The organism is Caldicellulosiruptor obsidiansis OB47, from assembly GCF_000145215.1.
Taxonomy (GTDB): domain Bacteria; phylum Bacillota; class Thermoanaerobacteria; order Caldicellulosiruptorales; family Caldicellulosiruptoraceae; genus Caldicellulosiruptor; species Caldicellulosiruptor obsidiansis.
Genome location: NC_014392.1, coordinates 1,581,335 through 1,601,617 on the forward strand (window position 1 = coordinate 1,581,335; position 20,283 = coordinate 1,601,617).

At 36.6% G+C, this 20,283-nt stretch carries 21 protein-coding genes; 2 read left to right on the forward strand and 19 right to left on the reverse strand.

The window, feature by feature from the left end:
- Positions 1 to 30: 30 nt before the first annotated feature.
- Positions 31 to 783: a threonine/serine exporter family protein gene (locus COB47_RS07375; protein ID WP_013290753.1), complete on the forward strand. Its 753-nt coding sequence runs from the start codon at positions 31 to 33 to the stop codon at positions 781 to 783.
- Positions 784 to 801: 18 nt separating this feature from the next.
- Positions 802 to 1,257 carry a threonine/serine exporter family protein gene (locus COB47_RS11975; protein WP_013290754.1) on the forward strand — a complete coding sequence of 152 codons (456 nt, stop codon included), beginning with the start codon at positions 802 to 804 and terminating at the stop codon, positions 1,255 to 1,257.
- Between the two features lie 40 nt (positions 1,258 to 1,297).
- On the opposite strand, the gene COB47_RS07385 is transcribed toward COB47_RS11975, so the two are convergent.
- The 19 genes from COB47_RS07385 to def form a co-directional block, all read right to left on the reverse strand.
- Positions 1,298 to 3,403, reverse strand: coding sequence for a polyribonucleotide nucleotidyltransferase (locus tag COB47_RS07385; protein WP_013290755.1), 2,106 nt, complete (start codon positions 3,401 to 3,403; stop codon positions 1,298 to 1,300).
- Positions 3,404 to 3,463: 60 nt separating this feature from the next.
- Positions 3,464 to 3,730, reverse strand: a complete 267-nt coding sequence (gene rpsO, locus COB47_RS07390; protein WP_013290756.1) for a 30S ribosomal protein S15 — start codon at positions 3,728 to 3,730, stop codon at positions 3,464 to 3,466.
- A 118-nt stretch (positions 3,731 to 3,848) separates the two neighbouring features.
- Complete coding sequence (locus tag COB47_RS07395) at positions 3,849 to 4,766, reverse strand: bifunctional riboflavin kinase/FAD synthetase (RefSeq protein WP_013290757.1); 918 nt, start codon at positions 4,764 to 4,766, stop codon at positions 3,849 to 3,851.
- Complete coding sequence (gene truB, locus COB47_RS07400; RefSeq protein WP_013290758.1) at positions 4,753 to 5,625, reverse strand: tRNA pseudouridine(55) synthase TruB; 873 nt, start codon at positions 5,623 to 5,625, stop codon at positions 4,753 to 4,755. The genes COB47_RS07395 and truB overlap by 14 nt, the downstream gene beginning before the upstream one ends.
- Positions 5,622 to 6,578 (reverse strand): DHH family phosphoesterase, encoded by a 957-nt coding sequence (locus COB47_RS07405; protein ID WP_013290759.1) that lies wholly within the window; start codon positions 6,576 to 6,578, stop codon positions 5,622 to 5,624. Before COB47_RS07405 ends, truB begins: the two co-directional genes overlap by 4 nt.
- Entirely contained in the window at positions 6,575 to 6,973 is a 399-nt protein-coding gene (rbfA, locus tag COB47_RS07410; RefSeq protein WP_013290760.1) for a 30S ribosome-binding factor RbfA, read from the reverse strand. The genes COB47_RS07405 and rbfA overlap by 4 nt, the downstream gene beginning before the upstream one ends.
- 27 nt (positions 6,974 to 7,000) lie before the next feature.
- Positions 7,001 to 9,505 (reverse strand): translation initiation factor IF-2, encoded by a 2,505-nt coding sequence (gene infB / locus COB47_RS07415; protein WP_013290761.1) that lies wholly within the window; start codon positions 9,503 to 9,505, stop codon positions 7,001 to 7,003.
- 25 nt (positions 9,506 to 9,530) lie between these two features.
- On the reverse strand, positions 9,531 to 9,794 hold the full coding sequence (rnpM, locus tag COB47_RS07420; RefSeq protein WP_237698874.1) for an RNase P modulator RnpM: 264 nt from the start codon (positions 9,792 to 9,794) through the stop codon (positions 9,531 to 9,533).
- 17 nt (positions 9,795 to 9,811) lie between these two features.
- Positions 9,812 to 10,882, reverse strand: a complete 1,071-nt coding sequence (nusA, locus tag COB47_RS07425; RefSeq protein ID WP_013290763.1) for a transcription termination factor NusA — start codon at positions 10,880 to 10,882, stop codon at positions 9,812 to 9,814.
- 27 nt (positions 10,883 to 10,909) lie between these two features.
- Positions 10,910 to 11,365 (reverse strand): ribosome maturation factor RimP, encoded by a 456-nt coding sequence (locus COB47_RS07430; RefSeq protein WP_013290764.1) that lies wholly within the window; start codon positions 11,363 to 11,365, stop codon positions 10,910 to 10,912.
- 166 nt (positions 11,366 to 11,531) lie between these two features.
- On the reverse strand, positions 11,532 to 12,197 hold the full coding sequence (gene rpe / locus COB47_RS07435) for a ribulose-phosphate 3-epimerase (protein WP_013290765.1): 666 nt from the start codon (positions 12,195 to 12,197) through the stop codon (positions 11,532 to 11,534).
- A 16-nt stretch (positions 12,198 to 12,213) separates the two neighbouring features.
- Complete coding sequence (rsgA, locus tag COB47_RS07440) at positions 12,214 to 13,086, reverse strand: ribosome small subunit-dependent GTPase A (RefSeq protein ID WP_013290766.1); 873 nt, start codon at positions 13,084 to 13,086, stop codon at positions 12,214 to 12,216.
- Between the two features lie 2 nt (positions 13,087 to 13,088).
- On the reverse strand, positions 13,089 to 14,972 hold the full coding sequence (gene pknB, locus COB47_RS07445) for a Stk1 family PASTA domain-containing Ser/Thr kinase (protein WP_013290767.1): 1,884 nt from the start codon (positions 14,970 to 14,972) through the stop codon (positions 13,089 to 13,091).
- Positions 14,973 to 15,006: 34 nt separating this feature from the next.
- Positions 15,007 to 15,744 (reverse strand): Stp1/IreP family PP2C-type Ser/Thr phosphatase, encoded by a 738-nt coding sequence (locus COB47_RS07450; RefSeq protein ID WP_013290768.1) that lies wholly within the window; start codon positions 15,742 to 15,744, stop codon positions 15,007 to 15,009.
- 3 nt (positions 15,745 to 15,747) lie between these two features.
- Positions 15,748 to 16,782, reverse strand: a complete 1,035-nt coding sequence (gene rlmN / locus COB47_RS07455; RefSeq protein WP_013290769.1) for a 23S rRNA (adenine(2503)-C(2))-methyltransferase RlmN — start codon at positions 16,780 to 16,782, stop codon at positions 15,748 to 15,750.
- Positions 16,783 to 16,787: 5 nt separating this feature from the next.
- Positions 16,788 to 18,083, reverse strand: coding sequence for a 16S rRNA (cytosine(967)-C(5))-methyltransferase RsmB (gene rsmB / locus COB47_RS07460; RefSeq protein WP_083771538.1), 1,296 nt, complete (start codon positions 18,081 to 18,083; stop codon positions 16,788 to 16,790).
- 2 nt (positions 18,084 to 18,085) lie between these two features.
- Positions 18,086 to 18,781: a zinc metallopeptidase gene (locus COB47_RS07465; protein ID WP_013290771.1), complete on the reverse strand. Its 696-nt coding sequence runs from the start codon at positions 18,779 to 18,781 to the stop codon at positions 18,086 to 18,088.
- 21 nt (positions 18,782 to 18,802) lie between these two features.
- On the reverse strand, positions 18,803 to 19,723 hold the full coding sequence (fmt, locus tag COB47_RS07470) for a methionyl-tRNA formyltransferase (RefSeq protein WP_013290772.1): 921 nt from the start codon (positions 19,721 to 19,723) through the stop codon (positions 18,803 to 18,805).
- A 46-nt stretch (positions 19,724 to 19,769) separates the two neighbouring features.
- On the reverse strand, positions 19,770 to 20,270 hold the full coding sequence (gene def, locus COB47_RS07475) for a peptide deformylase (RefSeq protein ID WP_013290773.1): 501 nt from the start codon (positions 20,268 to 20,270) through the stop codon (positions 19,770 to 19,772).
- Between the last annotated feature and the right edge of the window lie 13 nt (positions 20,271 to 20,283).

Below are 20,283 nucleotides of genomic sequence, written 5' to 3' on the forward strand. Positions count from 1 at the left end.
TCAAGGGGATGGAGGATATATATTTCTGAAATGATGAACTCAAAGCAGCTTATAGAAATTGCGCTCTTAGCAGGTGAGATAATGCTCACAAACGGCGCTGAAACGCACAGAGTGGAAGATACAATGGTTCGGATATGCTCAAAAGGAAAATTAAAGTTTGCTGAAAGTTTTGTAATTCCAACAGTAATTGTTGCAACAGTTGCAGATGAAAACAATAATCTTGTTACTGTCTCAAAAAGAATAAAAAATAGAACAATTGATCTTAATAAAATCTCTCTTGTAAATCAGTTCTCCCGCGATTTTCAAACCCATGAATATACTTATGAACAAGCAATTGAAATCTTAACCAATATCAAAAATAAAAAAGGATATTCTTTCTATTTGCTACCATTTGCGGCAGCACTTGTTTGTTGTTTTTCCACAATTTTGTTTGGAGGAAATTTAAAAGATGCAATCTCAGCATTTTTTGTAGGTTTTGTCACTCAAACCATTTTGAATTTTATGAACTTCAAAAACTTTTCTTATTTTATCTCTTACATCATTGGAGGAGCTATAACTGCTTTGATAGCTATCATCACAGTAAACCTCAATATTGGTGTTCATTTAGATAAAATAATCATCGGTTCTGTAATGATAATGACACCAGGTGTTGCAATTACCAATGCAATAAGAGACACTATTGCAGGCGACCTTTTATCCGGGGTTGCAAGAGGAATTGAAGCTTTTTTAATAGCTGTGTTCATTGCAACAGGAGCCGGTATTGCGCTCAGTCTTTTTAGATAAATCTCAAAAGGAGGAAAAATGTTGGAAAGAAGTTTAGTGTTTCAATTAATTTCAGCATTCATTGTAAGTTTTTCTTTTGCCATCCTTACAAATTCCCCAAGTAAAAGTTTGTTATATTGTGGAATAAATGGAATGTGTGGCTGGTTCGTCAATATATTATTGTTACGATTTGGATTTACACAAATTTTATCAGTTTTCTTTGCAGCACTTGCTATAAATGTACTGTCAGAAATATTTGCAAGATTTCTCAAAAAGCCTGTGCCAATTTTTCTTATCCCGGGATTGATACCACTTGTGCCAGGAGCTGGCATGTATAATACAATGACAGCACTTCTCAAAAGCCAGTTTGAACTTGCTATCAAAACAGGTATGCAAACCCTGCTGATTGCAGGTTCAATTGCAGTGGCAATAATGCTTGTAACATCATTTAATTGGGTATTCTCAGCCCTTAACAAAAAAGTAAAGTTAAAATAAAAGAAAGCATAAGCCACTTGCAAATGGTTTATGCTTTCTTTTATTTTGCTTTTCTTGAGTATGTGACATTCAGTGCTTCTTTTCGTGAAAGTGAAAGTCTGCCAAGCTTGTCAATCCCTATTACCTTTACAAGCACCAAATCTCCAACTTTTACAACCTCGTCTACAGACTTTAATCTTCTCTCATCTAATTGAGATATATGCACAAGTCCTTCCTTGCCAGGATATATTTCAACAAATGCTCCATAAGATGCAGTTCTTGTCACCTTGCCAAGGAAAAACTGCCCAACCTCAATCTCACGACCAATTCCCTCAATCATGCTAATTGCCCTGTTACCAGAAATATCATCAGGTGCCGCAACAAATATTCTTCCATCAGGTTCTATATCAATCTTTACGTTTGTCTCTGCGATGATTTTATTTATCATCTTTCCACCAGGTCCAATTATGTCTCGAATCTTTTCAGGATCAACTGTAGTTTTGAATATCTTTGGAGCATAAGGGGAAAGCTCGCTTCTTGGCTTGTCAATTACAGTTTGCATAAAATCTAAAATTTTAAGTCTTGCTTCTTTTGCCTGATAGAGTGCCTTTTCGATAATTTCTCTTGTAAGTCCATGGATTTTTATGTCAAGCTGAATTGCAGTAATACCTTCTCGGGTCCCTGCTACCTTAAAGTCCATATCTCCAAAGAAGTCTTCTATACCTTGAATGTCAGTAAGTAAAATAAAACTGTCGTCGTCTTTTGTAATAAGGCCGATAGAAATTCCTGCAACAGGCGCTTTAATTGGCACACCAGCATCCATAAGAGCAAGAGTACTGCCGCATACACTTGCCTGTGATGTTGAACCGTTAGATGTCAAAACCTCAGATACAAGTCGAATTGTATAAGGAAATTCATCCTCTGAAGGAATAACAGGTTCAAGTGCCCTTTCAGCCAATGCACCATGTCCAATCTCTCTTCTTCCTGGACCTCTTATAGGTTTTGATTCACCTGTAGAGAATGGTGGGAAGTTATAATGATGCATATACCTTTTTGCCTCTTCTTCTTCAAGACCGTCTAAAAATTGCATCTCACCTTTTGTCCCAAGAGTAGCAACTGTCAAAACTTGAGTGTAACCTCTTTTAAACAGCGCAGAACCGTGAGTTCTTGGCAAAATACCAACCTCAGCATACAGCGGTCTTATTTCGTCAAACTTTCTACCATCAGGGCGTTTCCCTTCATCTGCAATCATCTTTCTTACAATCTCTTTTTCAAGGTTATAAAGCGCATCATCCACAAGTAAAAGAGTTTCTTCTGTTTCACCTTCGAAAGCTTTGAACACTTCTTCTTTAAGCTCATCAAGCTTCTTATCCCTTTCAACCTTGTCAGGTATCTGCACATACTGATAAACCTTGTCATATGCAATCTCACGTACCTTTTGTTTTATCTCCTCTGGTACAACCCTCTTTTGATACTCCATTTTCGGTTTACCAACTTCTTTTACTATTTCCTCAATAAACTCAACAATCTTTTTAATCTCTTCTTGTGCTATCAATATAGCCTCAATCATAATGTCCTCAGGAACTTCTTTCGCACCAGCTTCTATCATCATCACCCTGTCTTTTGTCCCCGACACAACAAGATGAAGCTTGCTCACTTCTCTTTCTTTAGCCGTAGGGTTTATAACAATCTTTCCATCCACATACCCAACAAGCACAGAACCAGTTGGCCCTTCAAATGGTATATCAGAGATTGACAGTGCAACAGATGAACCAAGCATTGCAAGAACATCCGGTGGATTGTCAGGGTCAACCGACAGTACTGTGGCTATAACAGAGACATCATGATAAAAATCTTTTGGGAAAAGCGGTCTTATAGGTCTGTCTATCAGCCTTGCAGAAAGAATTGCTTTTTCTGACGGTTTGCCTTCTCTCTTTATAAATCCGCCCGGAATTTTCCCAACCGAGTACAACCTTTCCTCATAGTCAACTGTAAGCGGGAAAAAGTTTATACCTTCTCTGGGCTTTTCAGAAGCACATGCAGTGACAAGCACAGCTGTGTCACCATATCTTGCAAGCACAGCCCCGTTTGCCAAAAGAGCATATTTCCCAATCTCAAAGCTGAGCTCTCTTCCCGCAAGTTCCATTTTGTAAATTTTACTCTCCAATCCCTACCACCTCTTTCTAAAATAATGGAGCGGAATAATACCGCTCCACTTTTCTGCCATTTATTTTCTCAGTCCTAATTTTTCTATAAGCTCACGATATCTGTTGATGTCATACTCCTTAAGGTAATTAAGAAGTTTTCTTCTCTGCCCTACCATCTTTAAAAGACCTCTTCTTGAATGGAAATCCTTTTTGTGAATCTGAAGGTGTTCGTTGAGTCTGTTAATTCTTTCGGTTAAAAGTGCAATCTGGACTTCTGGTGAACCCGTATCAGATTCATGAAGTTGATACTTTTTGATGATTTCTTCTTTCTGCTGTTTTGTGAGCATCTTTTTACACCTCCCTTTTCTCTAAAAATGCCTGAATCTTTGTCAAAGGCTGGGAGCATCCTCTGACAATGACTCAGGTTAGCACATAGCATATTGTAGCAAAAATCTTTGCTTATGTCTATATATTTGCTTTGCAAAATAAAGTTTTTACATATTCAACATCTTTCGCTATTTGATTTTTAAGTTCATCTATATTTGAAAATTTTTTCTCTTCACGCACAAAATCGATAAATTCTATTTTAACTCGCTTGCCATACATGTTCTTATCAACACTCAATATGTGCGTCTCTATTTTTATATTCTCTGATGCTGAAACAGTAGGATTTGTCCCTACATTAGTTATAGAAAGATACCTCTTATCGTCGATAATTGTATTTGTAATATATACACCTTTCCTTGGTACAATCTTTTCTTTATCAAATTTTATATTAATAGTTGGAAACCCTATCTTTTTCCCCAACCTGTTACCTCTTTTAACAGTACCATTAATAAAAAAGTTAAAGCCAAGCATACAATTTGCAAGTTTTATGTTCCCCTCAAGTATTAACCTTCGAATTAGCGTGCTGCTCACAATGTGCTCTTGGTACATCACCGGGTCAATCACTATACACTTTCGACCAAACTGGTGAAGTTTTTCACATAGATACTTGCTATCACCCTCTGCCATGTATCCGAACGTAAAGTCATACCCTACAACTACCACTGATACATTTAACTTATCAATTAGAATTTCCTCAATAAACCTATCTTTATCCATCTGCATTATCTTTTTATTAAATTCTATAAAATACACATCATCTATGCTATAATTTCTGAAAAATTCTAATCTTTCCTCATTTGTAAGTATATACTTTATATTAAAGCCAAGAAGGTTGTCAGGATGATTTTTAAAAGTAAAAACAACTTTTTTTCTACCCCTGGCATTTGCATCTAAAACCTCAAACAGCTTTTTATGACCTATATGAAAGCCGTCAAAAAAACCAAGCGCAACAGCCGGGGTATCTCCCCTTTTCGCCACCATTTCATAAACATTCATCTGTAGTTTCCACCTTTAAAACATATTTGAATACATCCTTTTCTCTTTTGTAGATAAAGACAGCCTCATCAACACAAATTTTATAAAAGTCTGCAAATGCAGTGTCTATATCTATAATATCTTCTATGTCCTGGTTTACGAGTGGATTCCCATTTAAAATTTTCTTATATGTTTTTCTACCTACTTTTATCTCATTTTTAAATAACCTACATACAGGAATTATACTTTCTGCCCTGATATCGCTCAAAGTAACTGCATCTTTCAAATCAAAAAAACCGCTTCTTATCCTTCTTAGCTCAGAAAGCAGACCTACCGTCGAAAGATTTTCTGCGATTTTTTCTGCCAAACTTCTTATATACGTTCCATGGCTGCATCTAACTTTAAATTTAAGATACGGATAGGAAAAGCTTATTATCTCTATATTATATATGATACTCTTCACCTTTGGAATTTCAATATTTATTCCTTTTCGTGCATACTCGTAGAGTTTTCTACCATTGAGTTTTTTGGCAGAAAAAATTGGAACATTAAGTTCGATTTCTCCTTTTAAAATTTTAAAGCATTCTTCTATCTCTTTTTGTTCAACAATTATCATATTCTTTTCTTTGATTTTACCAGTTATATCAAGTGTGTCGGTTCTTATACCAAACTGCATTGTTGCTATATATGTTTTTTCCTGACTGGTAAAGAAAGAAGAAAGCTTTGTAGCCTCCCCAATCAAAATGACCAAAAGCCCTGTTGCAAACGGGTCAAGCGTTCCTGCATGCCCAGCTTTCACGTTGAACACTTTTCTGACAAATTCAACAACATCATGTGAGGTAATTCCCACTGGCTTGTCAACAAGTAAAACTCCATTCATCTCAGATCACTTTTCAATCTTTTTATCAGGTTTTCCTTTAAAGCATCTAAAGAAACATTTCTACTTGTAAAACCAGCTGCTCTGAGATGCCCACCTCCGCCAAATTCCTTGGCAACCTGAGCACAGTCAATATAGTATTTTGATCTCAGGCTTACCTTAATTTTGTCTTCTTCTTCAATAAATATTGCAGCTACTTCAACATCTTCGATGTTTCTTGCAAAATTTATGAGATTTTCCGTCTCATCTCGTGAGGCACCATTTTTAATTAGCATCTCTCTTGTTACTGTTAAAAAGGCAATCTTGTTTTTCTCAAAAAGTTCTAACGTCTGTAAAACATCTTTCAAAAGATTGAACTTTGAAAGGCTCATCTCATCAAATACCTTGTTGATAATATATACAAAATCAATTCCAGTATTTATTAAATCACCTGCAATCTGATGGGTTATTGAAGTAGTATTTGAATATCTAAATCCACCTGTGTCAGTAAAAACACTTGTGTAAAGACAAGTTGCAATTTCCTTGTCATTGTCAATGCCCATCAGTTTGACAATCTGGTATATAATCTCACCTGTTGCAGCAGAGGAAGAATTTATATAAAACAAATCGCCTATTCCTTCGCTTGTAACATGGTGGTCTATGTTTATTAGCTTTGAATAACAATTTTCAATGTTTTCAATCCCTGTCCTCTCAAGTTCGCCTGTATCAAGCAAGACAAGAACATTAAATTTTTCGTCAATTCTGTCTACCACCTCTATTTTTTCCGCTGCAGGTAAAAACCTCAAATTCTTTGGAACATTATTTTTCAAGAACATTCTTGCATCTTTACCTTTTCTTTTAAGTGCAATATAAAGTGCAAGCATAGAACCGATGCAATCCCCATCCGGATTCTCGTGCGAGACAATAGCAATCGAATCTGATTTCAAAAGCTGCTGAATAATTTTATTTTCTATCAATTTTCTTCTTCACCTTCACTTTCCTCAATATTTTCATCTTCTTTTGAAATATTCAGCTGATTCAAAATCTGGGAGATTCGTGCTCCATACTCAATTGAGTCGTCCAGTTCAAATGTTATCTCTGGAGTAAATCTCAAGCTTATTCTCCTTGATATTTCCCTTCGAATATAAGGCTTTGCATTTTCTAACGCTTTCATTGTACTTTCAACCTTTTCTTTGTCTTTGTCAAATATGCTAACATAAACCTTTGCATATCTCAAATCCTTGCTCATATTCACCTTTACAACGCTTATAAGCTCTGCACAAAGGCGAGGATCTTTGAGCTCATGTTGAATTATATCACTCAGTTCCTTTTTTATTTCCTCAGAGACCCTATCTGATCTCTCAAACTGCATACTGTCCCCCTCACCTCTTTTATAAATTTAGTTTTCTACTTTCTGCATCTCATATGCTTCCACAATATCCCCTTCTTTTATATCGTTAAACTTTTCAAAGGTCATACCACATTCATATCCGGCTGCAACTTCTCTCACATCATCTTTAAAACGCTTGAGCGACGCAAGTTTCCCTTCATATACAACAACACCGTCACGAATAATTCGCGCATTTGCTGTCCTTGTTATCTTGCCATCTAAAACATAACATCCTGCAATTGTACCAACTGCAGATGATTTGAATATTTGCCTTATTTCTGCATGTCCTATTACCACTTCTTTATAAACAGGTTCAAGCAACCCTTTCATAGCAGCTTCAATATCATTTATGACATCATAAATAATTCTGTACATCCTCACATCAACCTTTTCTTTTTCAGCAAGTGACATTGCACCAACTTCCGGTCTGACATTAAAACCTATTATTATAGCATCTGATGCAGAAGCCAAAGTAACATCAGATTCAGTAATTGCACCAACCGCAGCATGTATAACCTTGACAGTGACCTTGTCGTTTGAAAGTCTTTCAACAGCAGATTTTAACGCTTCCACCGACCCTTGAACATCAGCTTTTATTATAACCCTTAGTTCTTTCAACTGACCTTTTTGAATTCTCTCAAAAAGTTCATCAAGAGATATCTTTGTACTTTGCATCTTCTCTTCTTTGAGCTTTTCCTGTCTAATCTGGGCAACTGTTTTTGCTGTCTTTTCATCTTTTACACATACAAGCTCGTCACCTGCAACAGGCACATCTTCAAGTCCCAAAATTTCAACAGGCATGGAAGGTCCTGCTTCCTTTATTCTCTGACCTTTGTCATCCATCATTGCTCTAACCCTGCCCCATGTGTTTCCAACAACAACATAATCCCCTACTTTTAGTGTTCCTTTTTGAATCAAAACTGTTGCAACAGGTCCTCTCCCTTTATCAAGTTTTGCTTCAATTACCCTGCCGCGGGCAGGTCTGTTCGGATTTGCTTTGAGCTCCATAAGGTCTGCAACAAGCAAAATCATTTCAAGCAGATGGTCAATACCTATCTTTTTCTTTGCAGAGACATTTACAAAAACTGTATCTCCACCCCACTCCTCTGGAATAAGTCCATATTCTGATAGCTGCTGCTTTACTCTTTCGGGATTTGCCTCTGGCTTATCGATTTTGTTGATTGCAACTATGATGGTAACATTTGCTGCTTTTGCGTGGTTGATAGCTTCTACCGTCTGTGGCATAACACCATCATCAGCAGCAACAACAAGTACTGCTATATCAGTAACCTGAGCGCCTCTTGCTCTCATCGCAGTAAACGCTTCATGTCCAGGGGTGTCTAAAAAAGTTATCTTTCTGCCATTTATCTCAACAACAGATGCACCTATATGCTGTGTAATTCCACCCGCTTCTTTTTCAGTTACGTTAGTTTTTCTTATAGCATCAAGTAAGGATGTCTTTCCATGGTCAACATGACCCATCACAACAACAACAGGTGGTCTTGGTACAAGGCTTTCTGGTGGATCTTCCTGGTCTTCCAAAAGAATCTCTTCCTCAGTTTTTATAATCTCCTTTTCAACTTTAAATCCATAATCTTCTGCTATTAAAGATGCAACATCAAAGTCTATTTCCTGATTGATATTTGCCATTATGCCAAGCATTATTAGCTTTTTAATAATCTCTGCTGCAGGTTTTCCTATCAAATTTGCAAATTCCCCAACTACAATCTTATCTGGAATCTTTATTACTTCCTCTTTCTTCTCCTGAGAAGTCTTTGTCTGGAGTTTCAAAACCTCTTTTTGCTCTTTCGACTTCTTCTTTAATTTTTCTTTTCTACCACGTCTGATATGCTTTTCTTGCAAGTATTCTTCTTCTAAAAGGGTATCTTCTACTTCTCTGTCAACTTTTTCAAGCTCTTCTCTGTCCAATAGCACATCATGATGTTCTTCCTCAACAGCAAAAACTTGTTTTCTGTGTTTTGGAGCTTTTTCTTGTTTTTGTTTTGCCTGAGACTTATCCTGAAACTTCTTTTCTATTTTCTGCTCCTTTGCAACCTCGTACTTTGGTTTTGAAATCTGTTTTTTCTCTACTTCCTGCTGAAGAACAACATCTGTAATTTTTCTACCACCTTCATCAGTTTCTCTTTTTACACTCTCGACCTTAGCAATTGGCTGCTTTACTGGCCTTTGTTGTTTTCCTTGTTCTTTCCCTTCTGGCTTTCTTTCATGACGAGGCTTTTCGTCAAACCTTCTTGGTTTTCTGTCTTCTGGTTTTTGCCTCTTTTCTTGCACCTGTGGCTCCTTTGAAATAGGTCTTCTTTCTGCTTTTCTATCTGTTTGCTGTTTGTCCTTCTCTTGTAAAATATATTCCAGCACAAGATTTATATCATTTTCTTCAAGAGCACTCATATGATTCTTATGCTCAATATTCAACTTGTTAAGTACATCCATCAAATCTTTATTTTGCATGTCCAATAACTTCGCAAATTCATATATTCTAAGCTTATTAGACATTCCCACACCTCCGCATAAAAGCTTTTTATTGCCCATCTTTCAAAAATCTCTCAAGTTCCTCATAGAAGCTTTTTGGAATATTAATCTTCAGCGACTTTTCTAACCCCTTTTTCTTTATAGCAAGTTTTAAACACTCTAAATCTTTACAAATATATGCTCCTCTCCCTTGCATCTTCTGTTTTGGATCAATAAAAATCTCCTCATTTGTTTTGACTATTCGCAAAAGCTCTTTTTTTGGCTTTATGCTCATACATCCGACACATTTTCTATGCGGAATATACTCTTGCACCTTTTCACCCCAATCAATCATTTACCCTTAATATCTATCTTCCAGCCAGTCAGTTTTGCTGCAAGCCGAGCGTTCTGTCCCCCCTTGCCAATAGCAAGAGACAATTGGCTATTTGGAACAAGGACAAACGCTTTTTTTTCAATTAGATTCAAATCAATATGCACAACCTCCGCAGGACTGAGAGCATTTTTTATAAACTCGCCAATGTCACTGCTCCATTTTACAATATCAATCTTCTCACCATTCAAATGCTTTAGTACATTCTGGATTCGTATACCCTTTTCACCTATACAAGCTCCAACAGGGTCAACCTTTAAACTATTAGAATAAACTGCCACCTTTGACCTTGAACCTGCCTCTCTCGCAATTGCCTTTATTTCAATTATACCCTCTTGTATCTCAGGTACCTCATTCTCCATAAGTCTTTTTATCAAATTTGGATGGGTTCTTGAAAGATAAACAATGGGCTCTTTTTCTTTGGGTGGAATTTTAACCTCAGTAATATAAAATTTCATCATTACCCCTGGTTTATATTCTTCACCAGGTATCTGTTCTTCCATGGGAAGAATTGCTTCAACTTTTCCACCCTCAATCTCTACAATAACGTTTTTCTTGTCAATCCTCTGGATAATACCCGTTACAATATTATCAACTTTTGAAGAGTAATCTTCAAAGATAATACTTTTTCTTTTTTCTCGAATCTTCCCAATAACTGTCTGTCTGACTGTCATTGCTGCTTTTCTACTAAACTGTGAAATTGGAACCTCTATCACTACAATATCCCCAACTTTATATCGCTTATCAATTTTTTGTGCATCTTCAAGAGAAATTTCACTTTTTCTGTCTTTAACATTTTCAACCACTTTTCTGTACTCATAAATTTTAACACTTCCTTTTTCTGGTTCGATAGAAACCTTAACATTGGAAAGATTTTTGTCCTTTATTCCTTTCACCTGCTTATAAGCAGTCAGAAGAGCTGATTCTAAAACTGAGTATATATAATCCCTTTCTATCTTATATTCTCTCTCAAGCTCATCAATTGCCGAAAATAATTCCTGAAAATCAAGAGTTTGTTCTTTTTTTGGCATTTTTTGAAATCCCCCTTCATCCCATAGTTAAAATCTTATCGCAAGTTTTACCTTCTTTACATTTTCAACAGGTATATCTATCTTCTCCTTATCCACAATCAAAACTAAGGACTTCTCATTCTTCTCCACAAGCTCTCCTGTGATTTTTGTGCGGTTTAAAAAAGGCTGTTTCAAAAACACATCCACAACTCTTCCTTTGTTTCTTATAAAATCTCTATCAGTAACAAGAGGTCTGTCCACACCTGGCGATGAGACCTCTAAATAATAGCTAAAAGGAATAGGATCAGCAATATCCAATTTATCAGAAAGTTCTTCACTAACAAGCTGACAGTCATCTATTGTAATTCCGCCGGGTTTGTCTATATACACTCTCAAAAAATGACTTTTTCCTTCCTTTTTAAATTCAATATCTACCAAATCAAAGCCATACCTTTCTAATATAGGTTTTACAAGTTCCTCCACTTTCTTTGTTATTTTTGACATCAGTATACCCTTCCCTTCGATTAAAGCTTTTTCCCTATGAAAACTCCATAAACAATATTAAAGAGTGGGGGATACCCACTCTCATGCTAATTTACTTTATGTCAGCACCTCTGATTATAAATATTATACCACCTTAATTTTATTTTAACAAGAAGCGCAAAAATTATTACCTCAAACTCTGAATTTTACTTCTCAAAATTTCAATAGATTTTGAGACATCACCACTGTCAAATACATATGAACCAGCAACTATCACGTTTGCCCCTGCATTGACACAATCAACAATTGTCTCCTCGTTAATACCACCGTCAACTTCTATCTCAAACGAAAGTCCTTCCTTTTCTCTAAGGTTTGCCAATATTTCAATCTTTTTTAGAGTATATGGTATAAACTTCTGCCCTCCATACCCAGGGTTTACAGTCATAATTAAAACCATGTCAACAATACCAAGTACATTCTCTATCATGTATACAGGCGTTGCAGGATTTAGTGCAACACTTGCTTTTTTGCCAAAACTTTTTATCCTGTTGATGATGGCATCCAAGTGGTAGGTTGCCTCTGCGTGGACGGTAATATTATCAGCCCCGCTTTGGACAAACCTTTCGATATGTTTTTCGGGATGTACAACCATTAGATGTACATCAAAAAAAAGTTTGGAGTTTTTCCTTAAGCTACTTACAACTGGTGCACCAATTGTTATATTGTCCACAAAATTTCCGTCCATGACGTCTATATGAACCAAATCGGCTCCAGCCACTTCGAGTTTTTTAAGTTCGCTTTTAAGGTCTGCAAAATCAGAAGATAAAATGGACGGTGCAATCTTTATTGGCAACTTTTAATCCTCTCCTTTAACTGTACTCTTTTTGTGCAGGAAGTTGCATAAATATCTGCTTGTACCTCTCATACCTTTCAAAATTTATTTTTTTCTCAGTCACAGCAGCTTTCACCATACAGTCAGGTTCAAATATATGGTTGCATCCTGGAAACTTACAGCCTTCATATTCATAAAACTCTGGATAATAATATTTGAGCTCATGTCTTAGAAGCCCCATTATCTCAATTGAACTGAAACCTGGTGTGTCTGCAATGTAGGTATCATCCCCTGCACGTAAAAGTTCTACCACCCTTGTTGTGTGTCTTCCCCTCTCAATCTTTTTAGAGATTTCACCAACTTTTAAATTAGCTCCTGGAATTAAACAGTTTAGTATAGAACTTTTCCCCACACCAGATTGCCCAGCAAAAACTGAGATTCTTCCTTGGATGTAATCTTTGAGCTCATGAATACCTTTTCCAGTCCTTGCAGACACACCTATCACATCAAACACAGTGTATTGGGATTTTATCATCTCAAATGTTTTCCCACCATCTAAATCAATTTTATTTACACAAATTACAGGCTTTACTTTTTCTTTCAACACATTTACTAAAAGTTTATCCAGAGCAATTAAAGATACTTCAGGCGACACTGACGCTACTACCACAATAGCAATGTCTACATTTGCAATTGGTGGACGAACAAGCTGATTTTTTCGTGGTAAGATCTTATCTATAACATATGCACCCTTGCTTTTCTCTACAATAACAACATTGTCACCTACAAGCGGAACTATGTCATCCTTCCTAAAAACTCCTCGTGCTCTGCATTCATATACATTTCCTTCATGGTCATAGACATAATAAAATCCAGCAATTAGCTTCCCAATCACCCCATTTATTTGCATAGCTACTCCACCGTCTCCTCTGTTGATAATTGGTCATTTATATACATTCTGATTGTAGATGGTCCAGTAATAGGAATTTTCACTTGCAAAGGAGTTTCTTCCTTTTTCACTATCCTATCAAATACAATGCTCTCATTACTATTTGAGACAACCACTATTTTAACATTTGCTTCTTCTAAATCAGAAGGTAAAATTACTGTTTTTATAATTATCTTAGTGGTACTTTTTGGCTCAACCTTTTTGGTCACTATCAAATCCACATTGCTTCCTTTTACAACCTGCTGTCCGTAAGATGGTGATTGGCTGATAACAATATCAGACTCTCTGTCTGTAACCTCTTTATAAGTTATGTTCCCGACGTTAAGTCCGTTTTTTTGTAAAACATCCTTGGCATCAACTACATTCATTCCTGTAACGTCTGGAACTGCTACTTTTTCTATTTTTGGACCTAAGCTTACAGTCAAAATCACAGTACCGTTTTTTTCTATGAGCTGGTTTGCGGAAGGCTGCTGTTCAATAACCGTATCCACCGGCTTGTCAGAATAATCTCTCTTTATCTCAGCGCTCAAACCACTGTTATCAAGCTCTATTTGAGCATCCTTGATATTGAGTCCAACCACATCAGGCACTTTGATCATCTCTGGTCCTTTGCTTACCGTAAGTCTCACAGTAGTGTCCTTTTTTACTTTGATACCCGCTGCAGGGTCTTGATTAATCACTGTACCTTTTTCAGCCTGATCGTTTTGCTCTTCAACTGTATATTTGAGCCCCAGCTCATCAAGCTTGGCTTTTGCATCATCAATCGAAAAACCAACAAGATCTGGCATTGTTATGTCATTTTCTTGATAAGTCAGACTTTTCCCAATAGCATTATAAAATATAAGCCAGCCTATTGCAACAATAATAAGGGCAGTTAAAATTCCTGCTACCACATAAATCCAATCTTTTCTTTTTTCTTTTAGCTGTTTCTTTTCGTTCAAAGCAGTATCACCTGATTTTATCTGGTCAAACTGAAACTGTTTTGTGGGAACATTTTCATGAGATTCTATCTTGACAAAATCACCCTCTGGTTCAACAAGTGAATTTTTCAAATCTTGAATCATCTCGCCAGCAGACTGGTATCTCAGCAGAACGTCTTTTTGCATTGCTTTCAAAATTATTGCTTCCAAGCTTCTTGGTATATTGGGATTGTAAAGTGTGGGTTTGACAGGCTGTTCCTGCAAATGCTTCAGTGCAATGGAAATTGGAGTGTCACCGTCAAACGGCAAAACTCCCGTCACCATTTCATAAAGTACAACTCCAAGAGAGTACAGATCAGACCTGTTGTCTACATATCCCCCTCTTGCCTGTTCCGGCGAAAAATAATGGACAGAGCCAATGGTGAGATTTGTATTTATTATGGTACCTGTTGAAACTGCACGCGCAATGCCAAAATCTGTTACTTTGACAATTCCATTTTCGTCAATCAAGATGTTTTGTGGCTTTATATCCCTGTGCACAATGCCTTTTTTATGAGCATGGTCCAAAGCTCTTAAAACCTGTATAGCAATGGTTGTTGCATCTTTTGGACTGAGCCTGCCCGTTTCTTTCATAAACTCTTTTAGAGTTTTGCCGTTTACATATTCCATAACTATGTAGTACATCCCATCCTGTTGCCCAACGTCATAGATAGATACAATGTTAGGATGCGAAAGAGATGCAGCTGCCAGCGCCTCTGTTCTGAACCGTTGCAAAAATTCCTCATCAGCTGCAAATTCGGATCTTAAAACTTTTATGGCAACATATCTATTTAAAATTGCATCTTTGGCTTTGTACACAACCGACATTCCACCGCTTCCTAACTTCTCTTCCACTTTATATCTGTTGCCTATTACAAAATCATCCATATGGCATCATCACCCTCACCACGTCTTTTATTCTTCATACCAAAAGATAGATAACGGTTATATTGTCAGTTCCACCTGCCTCAAGGGCTTTTTCTATCAATGTCTTCCCTATTTCATCAAAACTATTCTCCTCAAATATCTTCTGTATGTATGACTCAAGTACCATGTTGGTAAGCCCATCTGTACACAGCAAAAAGTAGTAGTGCTGACTTTCATCTCTGGTCAGCTCATAAATATCAACTTCCAGATCCTCTTCAATGCCAACCGCTCTTGTTATAATGTTTCTCTTAGGATGGGTGTAAATTTCCTCTTTTGTAATTTTTCCATCTTTGAACATCTCATAAACCAGAGAATGATCTTCTGTAATTTGTCTAATTTCGTTGCTATCTACGATGTAAACTCTTGAGTCTCCAATATTGCTTATAAATATCTTATCCCTGTAGCAAAATAGTCCCGCTAAAGTGGTCCCCATTCCATACAAAATGGGGTTTTTTATCTGATGGTGTATAATCTTTTGGTTTGCGTATTTGTAAGCTTCTTTTATGGTCTCCTTTAAAGAATATTCTAAACTTTTCTGATTCAATAAAATATAGTCCAGTACATACTTGCAGGCAAGGCTACTTGCCACCTCACCTGCACTGTGTCCACCCATCCCATCAGCTATTAAGAAAACATTTAGTCCATCTTCCCCTGTGTAAACAAGATAATAATCCTCATTGTTTGCCCTTACATTTCCTTTTTCTGTGAGTGCAACGTATTTCACACACTTCATCCCCTAGTTCTCTGAAATGTTAAAATACCGTCTTCTCAGCTGTCCACACGCTGCAGATATACTACTACCAAGCTCTCTTCTGATTGTAACTTGAATCTGATATGATCTTAAGGTTTCAAAAAATGCTTTTATTTTTTCTTTTGAAGGTCTTCTAAACCCCTTTTCTTCAACAGGGTTTACAGGAATCAAATTTACATGTACAAGCTTACCCTTTAGCATTTGTCCAAGTTCTTCAGCGCACTCAATAGAATCATTTACTCCATCTATCAAGGCATACTCAAATGTGACTCTTCTGTTGGTTTTTTGGATGTAGTAGTCGACTGCCTTCATGATGTCTTCAACAGGATATTTTTTGTTCATCGGAACAAGTTTATCTCTCAGCCTATTATTCGGAGCATGCAGAGATATTGCAAGGTTTACTTGTTTTGGAAAATCACAGAGCCTATAAATTCCTTCAGCTATGCCAACTGTGGAGATTGTGATATGTCTCGCCCCTATGTTTTTCCCCTCTTTTGAATTTATTATCTCTATAAACTTAAACACATTTTCAATGTTGTCAAATGGCTCGCCACTTCCCATCAGAACGACATTGGTTATTCTTTTGCCTGTAAAGTTTTCTACGTTGATTATCTGGTCAACCATCTCCCCTGCCGAAAGGTTTCTTACAAACCCGCCTATGGCAGAAGCACAAAACCTGCAGTTCATTCTGCACCCAACTTGTGTTGAGACGCATATTGCATTTCCATATCGATAAGGCAAAAATACACTTTCAATCCCATTTTTATCGCCAAGTTCAAACAAAAATTTTATACTCTCTCCATCACTTTGATGTTGCAAAATCTGTAAAGAGTTTATCAAAAACTCATCACCAATCTTTTCTCGAAGTTCGAGTGGTAGATTGGTAAACTGCATTACATCAGTAGCATTTTTCTTGTAAAGCCACTCAAAAATCTGGCTTGCTCTAAAAGGTTTTTCACCAATATTTTCGAGCCACTTTTTCAGCTCATCAAACGTCAAATCTTTTATAAGTTTTTTCATCTTGTTTATACTTCGCCCTCTTTCCTTAGTTTAGCTATATAAAATCCATCACATTTAAACTCGTCAGGGAAAATGGTTGTTTGGGATACCAATGAAAAATCTTTGTGTTTATCTAAAAACTTTAAAACTGTCCCTTCATTTTCTTTTCTTCCAAGCGTGCATGTGGAATAAAAAAGAAGTCCTCCTCTTTTTAAGTAACTTGCCGCATTATCAAGTATTCTTACCTGTAGCTCATGAAGATTCTCAATATCCTGATAACTTTTGTTCCATTTGATATCAGGCTTTTTCCTGATTGCACCAAAACCAGTACATGGAAGGTCCGCAATCACAATGTCAAACCGCCCAGCAAAATCAGGGTTAAAGACCTCAGCGTCACTTTTTGCAACAATAATATTATCAAATCCCAGTCTCAGAATGTTTTCTCTCAAAACGTCAAGCTTATGATCGTTTATATCACATGCCACAACAAATCCGTCTATAACCTCTGCACAGTTAAAAGTCTTTCCACCTGGTGCAGCACATAGGTCTATTACTTTTCTTGCCTCTTTAAAATCTTCTTGGTTTAACTTCACCACAAGTGAGGATGCCAAATCCTGAAAATAGAAATAACCTTTTTTATAAAGCTCTGTTTCCTTTATGTTGCCCTTCAAAACGTAGATTACTTCTTGGTTGTAAAAATTGATTTCATACTCAAAACCATTTTTGTCAAGCTCTTGTATTAAAACCTTTACATCCGTCTTTTTAGTATTAATCTTTATACTCTGAGGAGGTTTTGTATTTAAAAATTCTAAAATTTTCAAAGTTTTTTCAAATCCATAACTCTCTTCTAAATAATCTATCAAAAATATTGGATAAGACAGCTTTATTGAGATATAACTTTTATAATCCACATCCTTTATTTTCTCCAATGACTCTTGTATTTGATTTTTGTTTCTGATTATATTCCTCAAAATTGCATTCACGAAAGCTTTCAAATGTGGACTTATTTTACTTGCAACCTCACATGCTTCGTTCACAGTTGCATACTCTGGAATCTTTTCAAGAAAAAGAAGTTCGTAAGTTGCAACTCTTAAAATGTTTAATATCCTTTTATCCTTTACTCCTTTTTTTGTAACAAAATTAATATAGTAATCAATAAGGTTTTTGTATCTCAAAACACCATGAACCAGCTCAACAAACAAAGCCCTGTCCTTTTCATTTTTTAACTTTTGGTGGAATTTCTCCATCAAAGAGTCCATGCCAGAAAACTTTTTCTTTTCAACCTCAAAAAGTGTCAAAAAAGCAGCTTCTCTCGTATTAATCTTTAATCATCCCTTCTTCGTTGAACTAAGCTAAGATAATATAAAAGCTGAAGTATAGCAACAGATACCGCTGCAACATATGTCATAGCAGCCGCTCCAAGCACTTTCTTTATTGCTATTTCTTCATCAGGAAGGATAACCCCTGCTACTTTTAACGCATCCACAGCTCTTTTGCTCGCATTCAATTCAACAGGCAGCGTAATTAAGGTAAACATAACTGCTAAACTAAAAAGCAAAATTCCAAGATTTATAAATATATCTCCATTCTTCAGCAAAAGCCCTATCAAAATGAGCGGAAAAGCCAAATTTGATCCTATATTCACAACAGGTACCATGGCAGTTCTAAGAACAAGCCACGGATATTTTTGGTAGTGCTGAATAGCATGCCCTGCCTCATGTGCAGCAACTCCAATTGCAGCAACAGAATTGGAATCAAAAACACCCTGTGATAGTCTGAGCACTCTAAATCGCGGGTCGTAATGGTCTGTCAAAAGTCCTGGTACATACTCTACTCTGACATCATAAATACCGTTAGACCACAATATATTTTTGGCAACCTCGGCACCTGTCAGCCCTGAAAATGTTCTGACTCTGGAATATTTTGAAAAAACTATTTGTACTCTCATCTGTGCTATTAGAGATATCAAAAATGCAGGAATAGCAAACACAAGATACAAAGGATCAAAATAGTATAACACTTTTTATCCTCTCCCTTAAAGTTAGGCTAAAACATCTCCTCTTTTTATTTTATACCCATTGACAAAGTCTCTTGCACCAATCTTTTTCCCACCCTCAAGCTGAAGAAGTTTAAGTCTTATCAGTCCATCTCTAACTTTTATTATAATGCTGCTGTCATCTATCTCAACCACAGTACCATTTGGTACATTACTATTGATATTGTATTGAGCAATTTCCATATCATGAATTTTTAAAAGTTTTTCTTTGAAAGTTGTAAAAATCCCAGGCCATATCTTAAGAGCTCTGAATCTGTTATAAATTTCCTTTGCACACATATCCCAGTCAATCTTTCCTTCTTCCTTTTTTATAGGAGGTGCATATGTTGCTCTGCTGTGATCCTGTTTTACAGGAGTTATATTTTCAATATTTTTCAAAGTTTCAACTAAAAGTTTGCCACCTACTTCTGCAAGCTTTTTTGAAAGTGTCAAAATGTCATCATCATTTTCAATTTCAACTTCTTTTTGAAGAAGAATATCTCCTGTGTCTAATCCCTCGTCCATTTTCATAATGGTAATACCTGTATATTCCTTGCCATCCATAAGCGCTCTTTGAATTGGCGCAGCTCCTCTGTACTCTGGTAAAAGGGAAGCATGAACATTTATGCAGCCATGCTTGGGTATCTCAAGTACTTCTTTGGGAAGAATTTTCCCATATGCAACAACTACGATTGTATCAGGATTTATCTCTTTTAGAAGTTCAAAAAACTCCTCGTTATTCTTTAGCTTTTCAGGTTGAACAACTTCTATTCCAATCTTTTGAGCAAACTCCTTGACAGCTGGTGCTGTTAATATTCTTTTTCTCCCAACAGGTTTGTCAGGTTGGGTCACAACAAGTTTTAAATTGACAAAAGGCTCTTGAATCAGTTTTTGCAAAATATCAACTGCAAAATCCGGTGTTCCCATAAACACAATGTCCAATTCACTTTCCCCTTTCTAAAACTCACGCAATTTATTCTAAATCCATCTTATCGCCTCTTGAGCGCCTTTGCTCGATCTCCTCTTCAGATACAAATCGTATAACCTTGTCAACAAACAAAATACCATCAAGATGATCTATCTCATGACACACCGCCCTTGCTAAAAGTCCCTCTGCTTCGAGCCTAAACTCATTCCCAAACCTATCTTGAGCATTTACTACCACTTTCTGAGGTCTTTCAACCTCGCCCCACACATTTGGAACAGAAAGACACCCCTCTACATCTACAACACTTCCTTCACTGTATTCTATCTGTGGATTGACAAGTTCAATTGCGCCTTCTCCTATATCAATCACAACCGCTCTTTTGAGTACTCCCACCTGGGGCGCTGCAAGTCCAATGCCGTTTGCCTCATACATGGTGTCTTTCATATCGTCAAGAAGTTGATGAAGTCTCTGATCAAATTTCTCAACAATCTTTGATCTTTTGCGCAGTATCTCATCTTCATATATTTTTATCTTTCTCAGTGCCATTTGTCTGATTTAA

Bases quoted from the DNA above. Each gene is read 5' to 3' on its own strand.
- nusA (WP_013290763.1), bottom strand. From the start codon at position 10,882: ATGCCAAAAAAAGAACAAACTCTTGATTTTCAGGAATTATTTTCGGCA.
- pknB (WP_013290767.1), bottom strand. From the start codon at position 14,972: ATGGATGATTTTGTAATAGGCAACAGATATAAAGTGGAAGAGAAGTTA.
- COB47_RS07450 (WP_013290768.1), bottom strand. From the start codon at position 15,744: ATGAAGTGTGTGAAATACGTTGCACTCACAGAAAAAGGAAATGTAAGG.
- COB47_RS07430 (WP_013290764.1), bottom strand. From the start codon at position 11,365: ATGTCAAAAATAACAAAGAAAGTGGAGGAACTTGTAAAACCTATATTA.
- def (WP_013290773.1), bottom strand. From the start codon at position 20,270: ATGGCACTGAGAAAGATAAAAATATATGAAGATGAGATACTGCGCAAA.
- COB47_RS07375 (WP_013290753.1), top strand. From the start codon at position 31: ATGATGAACTCAAAGCAGCTTATAGAAATTGCGCTCTTAGCAGGTGAG.
- COB47_RS11975 (WP_013290754.1), top strand. From the start codon at position 802: ATGTTGGAAAGAAGTTTAGTGTTTCAATTAATTTCAGCATTCATTGTA.
- rlmN (WP_013290769.1), bottom strand. From the start codon at position 16,782: ATGAAAAAACTTATAAAAGATTTGACGTTTGATGAGCTGAAAAAGTGG.
- truB (WP_013290758.1), bottom strand. From the start codon at position 5,625: ATGAATGGAGTTTTACTTGTTGACAAGCCAGTGGGAATTACCTCACAT.
- rpsO (WP_013290756.1), bottom strand. From the start codon at position 3,730: ATGCTCACAAAACAGCAGAAAGAAGAAATCATCAAAAAGTATCAACTT.
- COB47_RS07395 (WP_013290757.1), bottom strand. From the start codon at position 4,766: ATGAATGTTTATGAAATGGTGGCGAAAAGGGGAGATACCCCGGCTGTT.
- fmt (WP_013290772.1), bottom strand. From the start codon at position 19,723: ATGGGAACACCGGATTTTGCAGTTGATATTTTGCAAAAACTGATTCAA.
- infB (WP_013290761.1), bottom strand. From the start codon at position 9,505: ATGTCTAATAAGCTTAGAATATATGAATTTGCGAAGTTATTGGACATG.
- rsgA (WP_013290766.1), bottom strand. From the start codon at position 13,086: ATGCAAATAAATGGGGTGATTGGGAAGCTAATTGCTGGATTTTATTAT.
- rbfA (WP_013290760.1), bottom strand. From the start codon at position 6,973: ATGCAGTTTGAGAGATCAGATAGGGTCTCTGAGGAAATAAAAAAGGAA.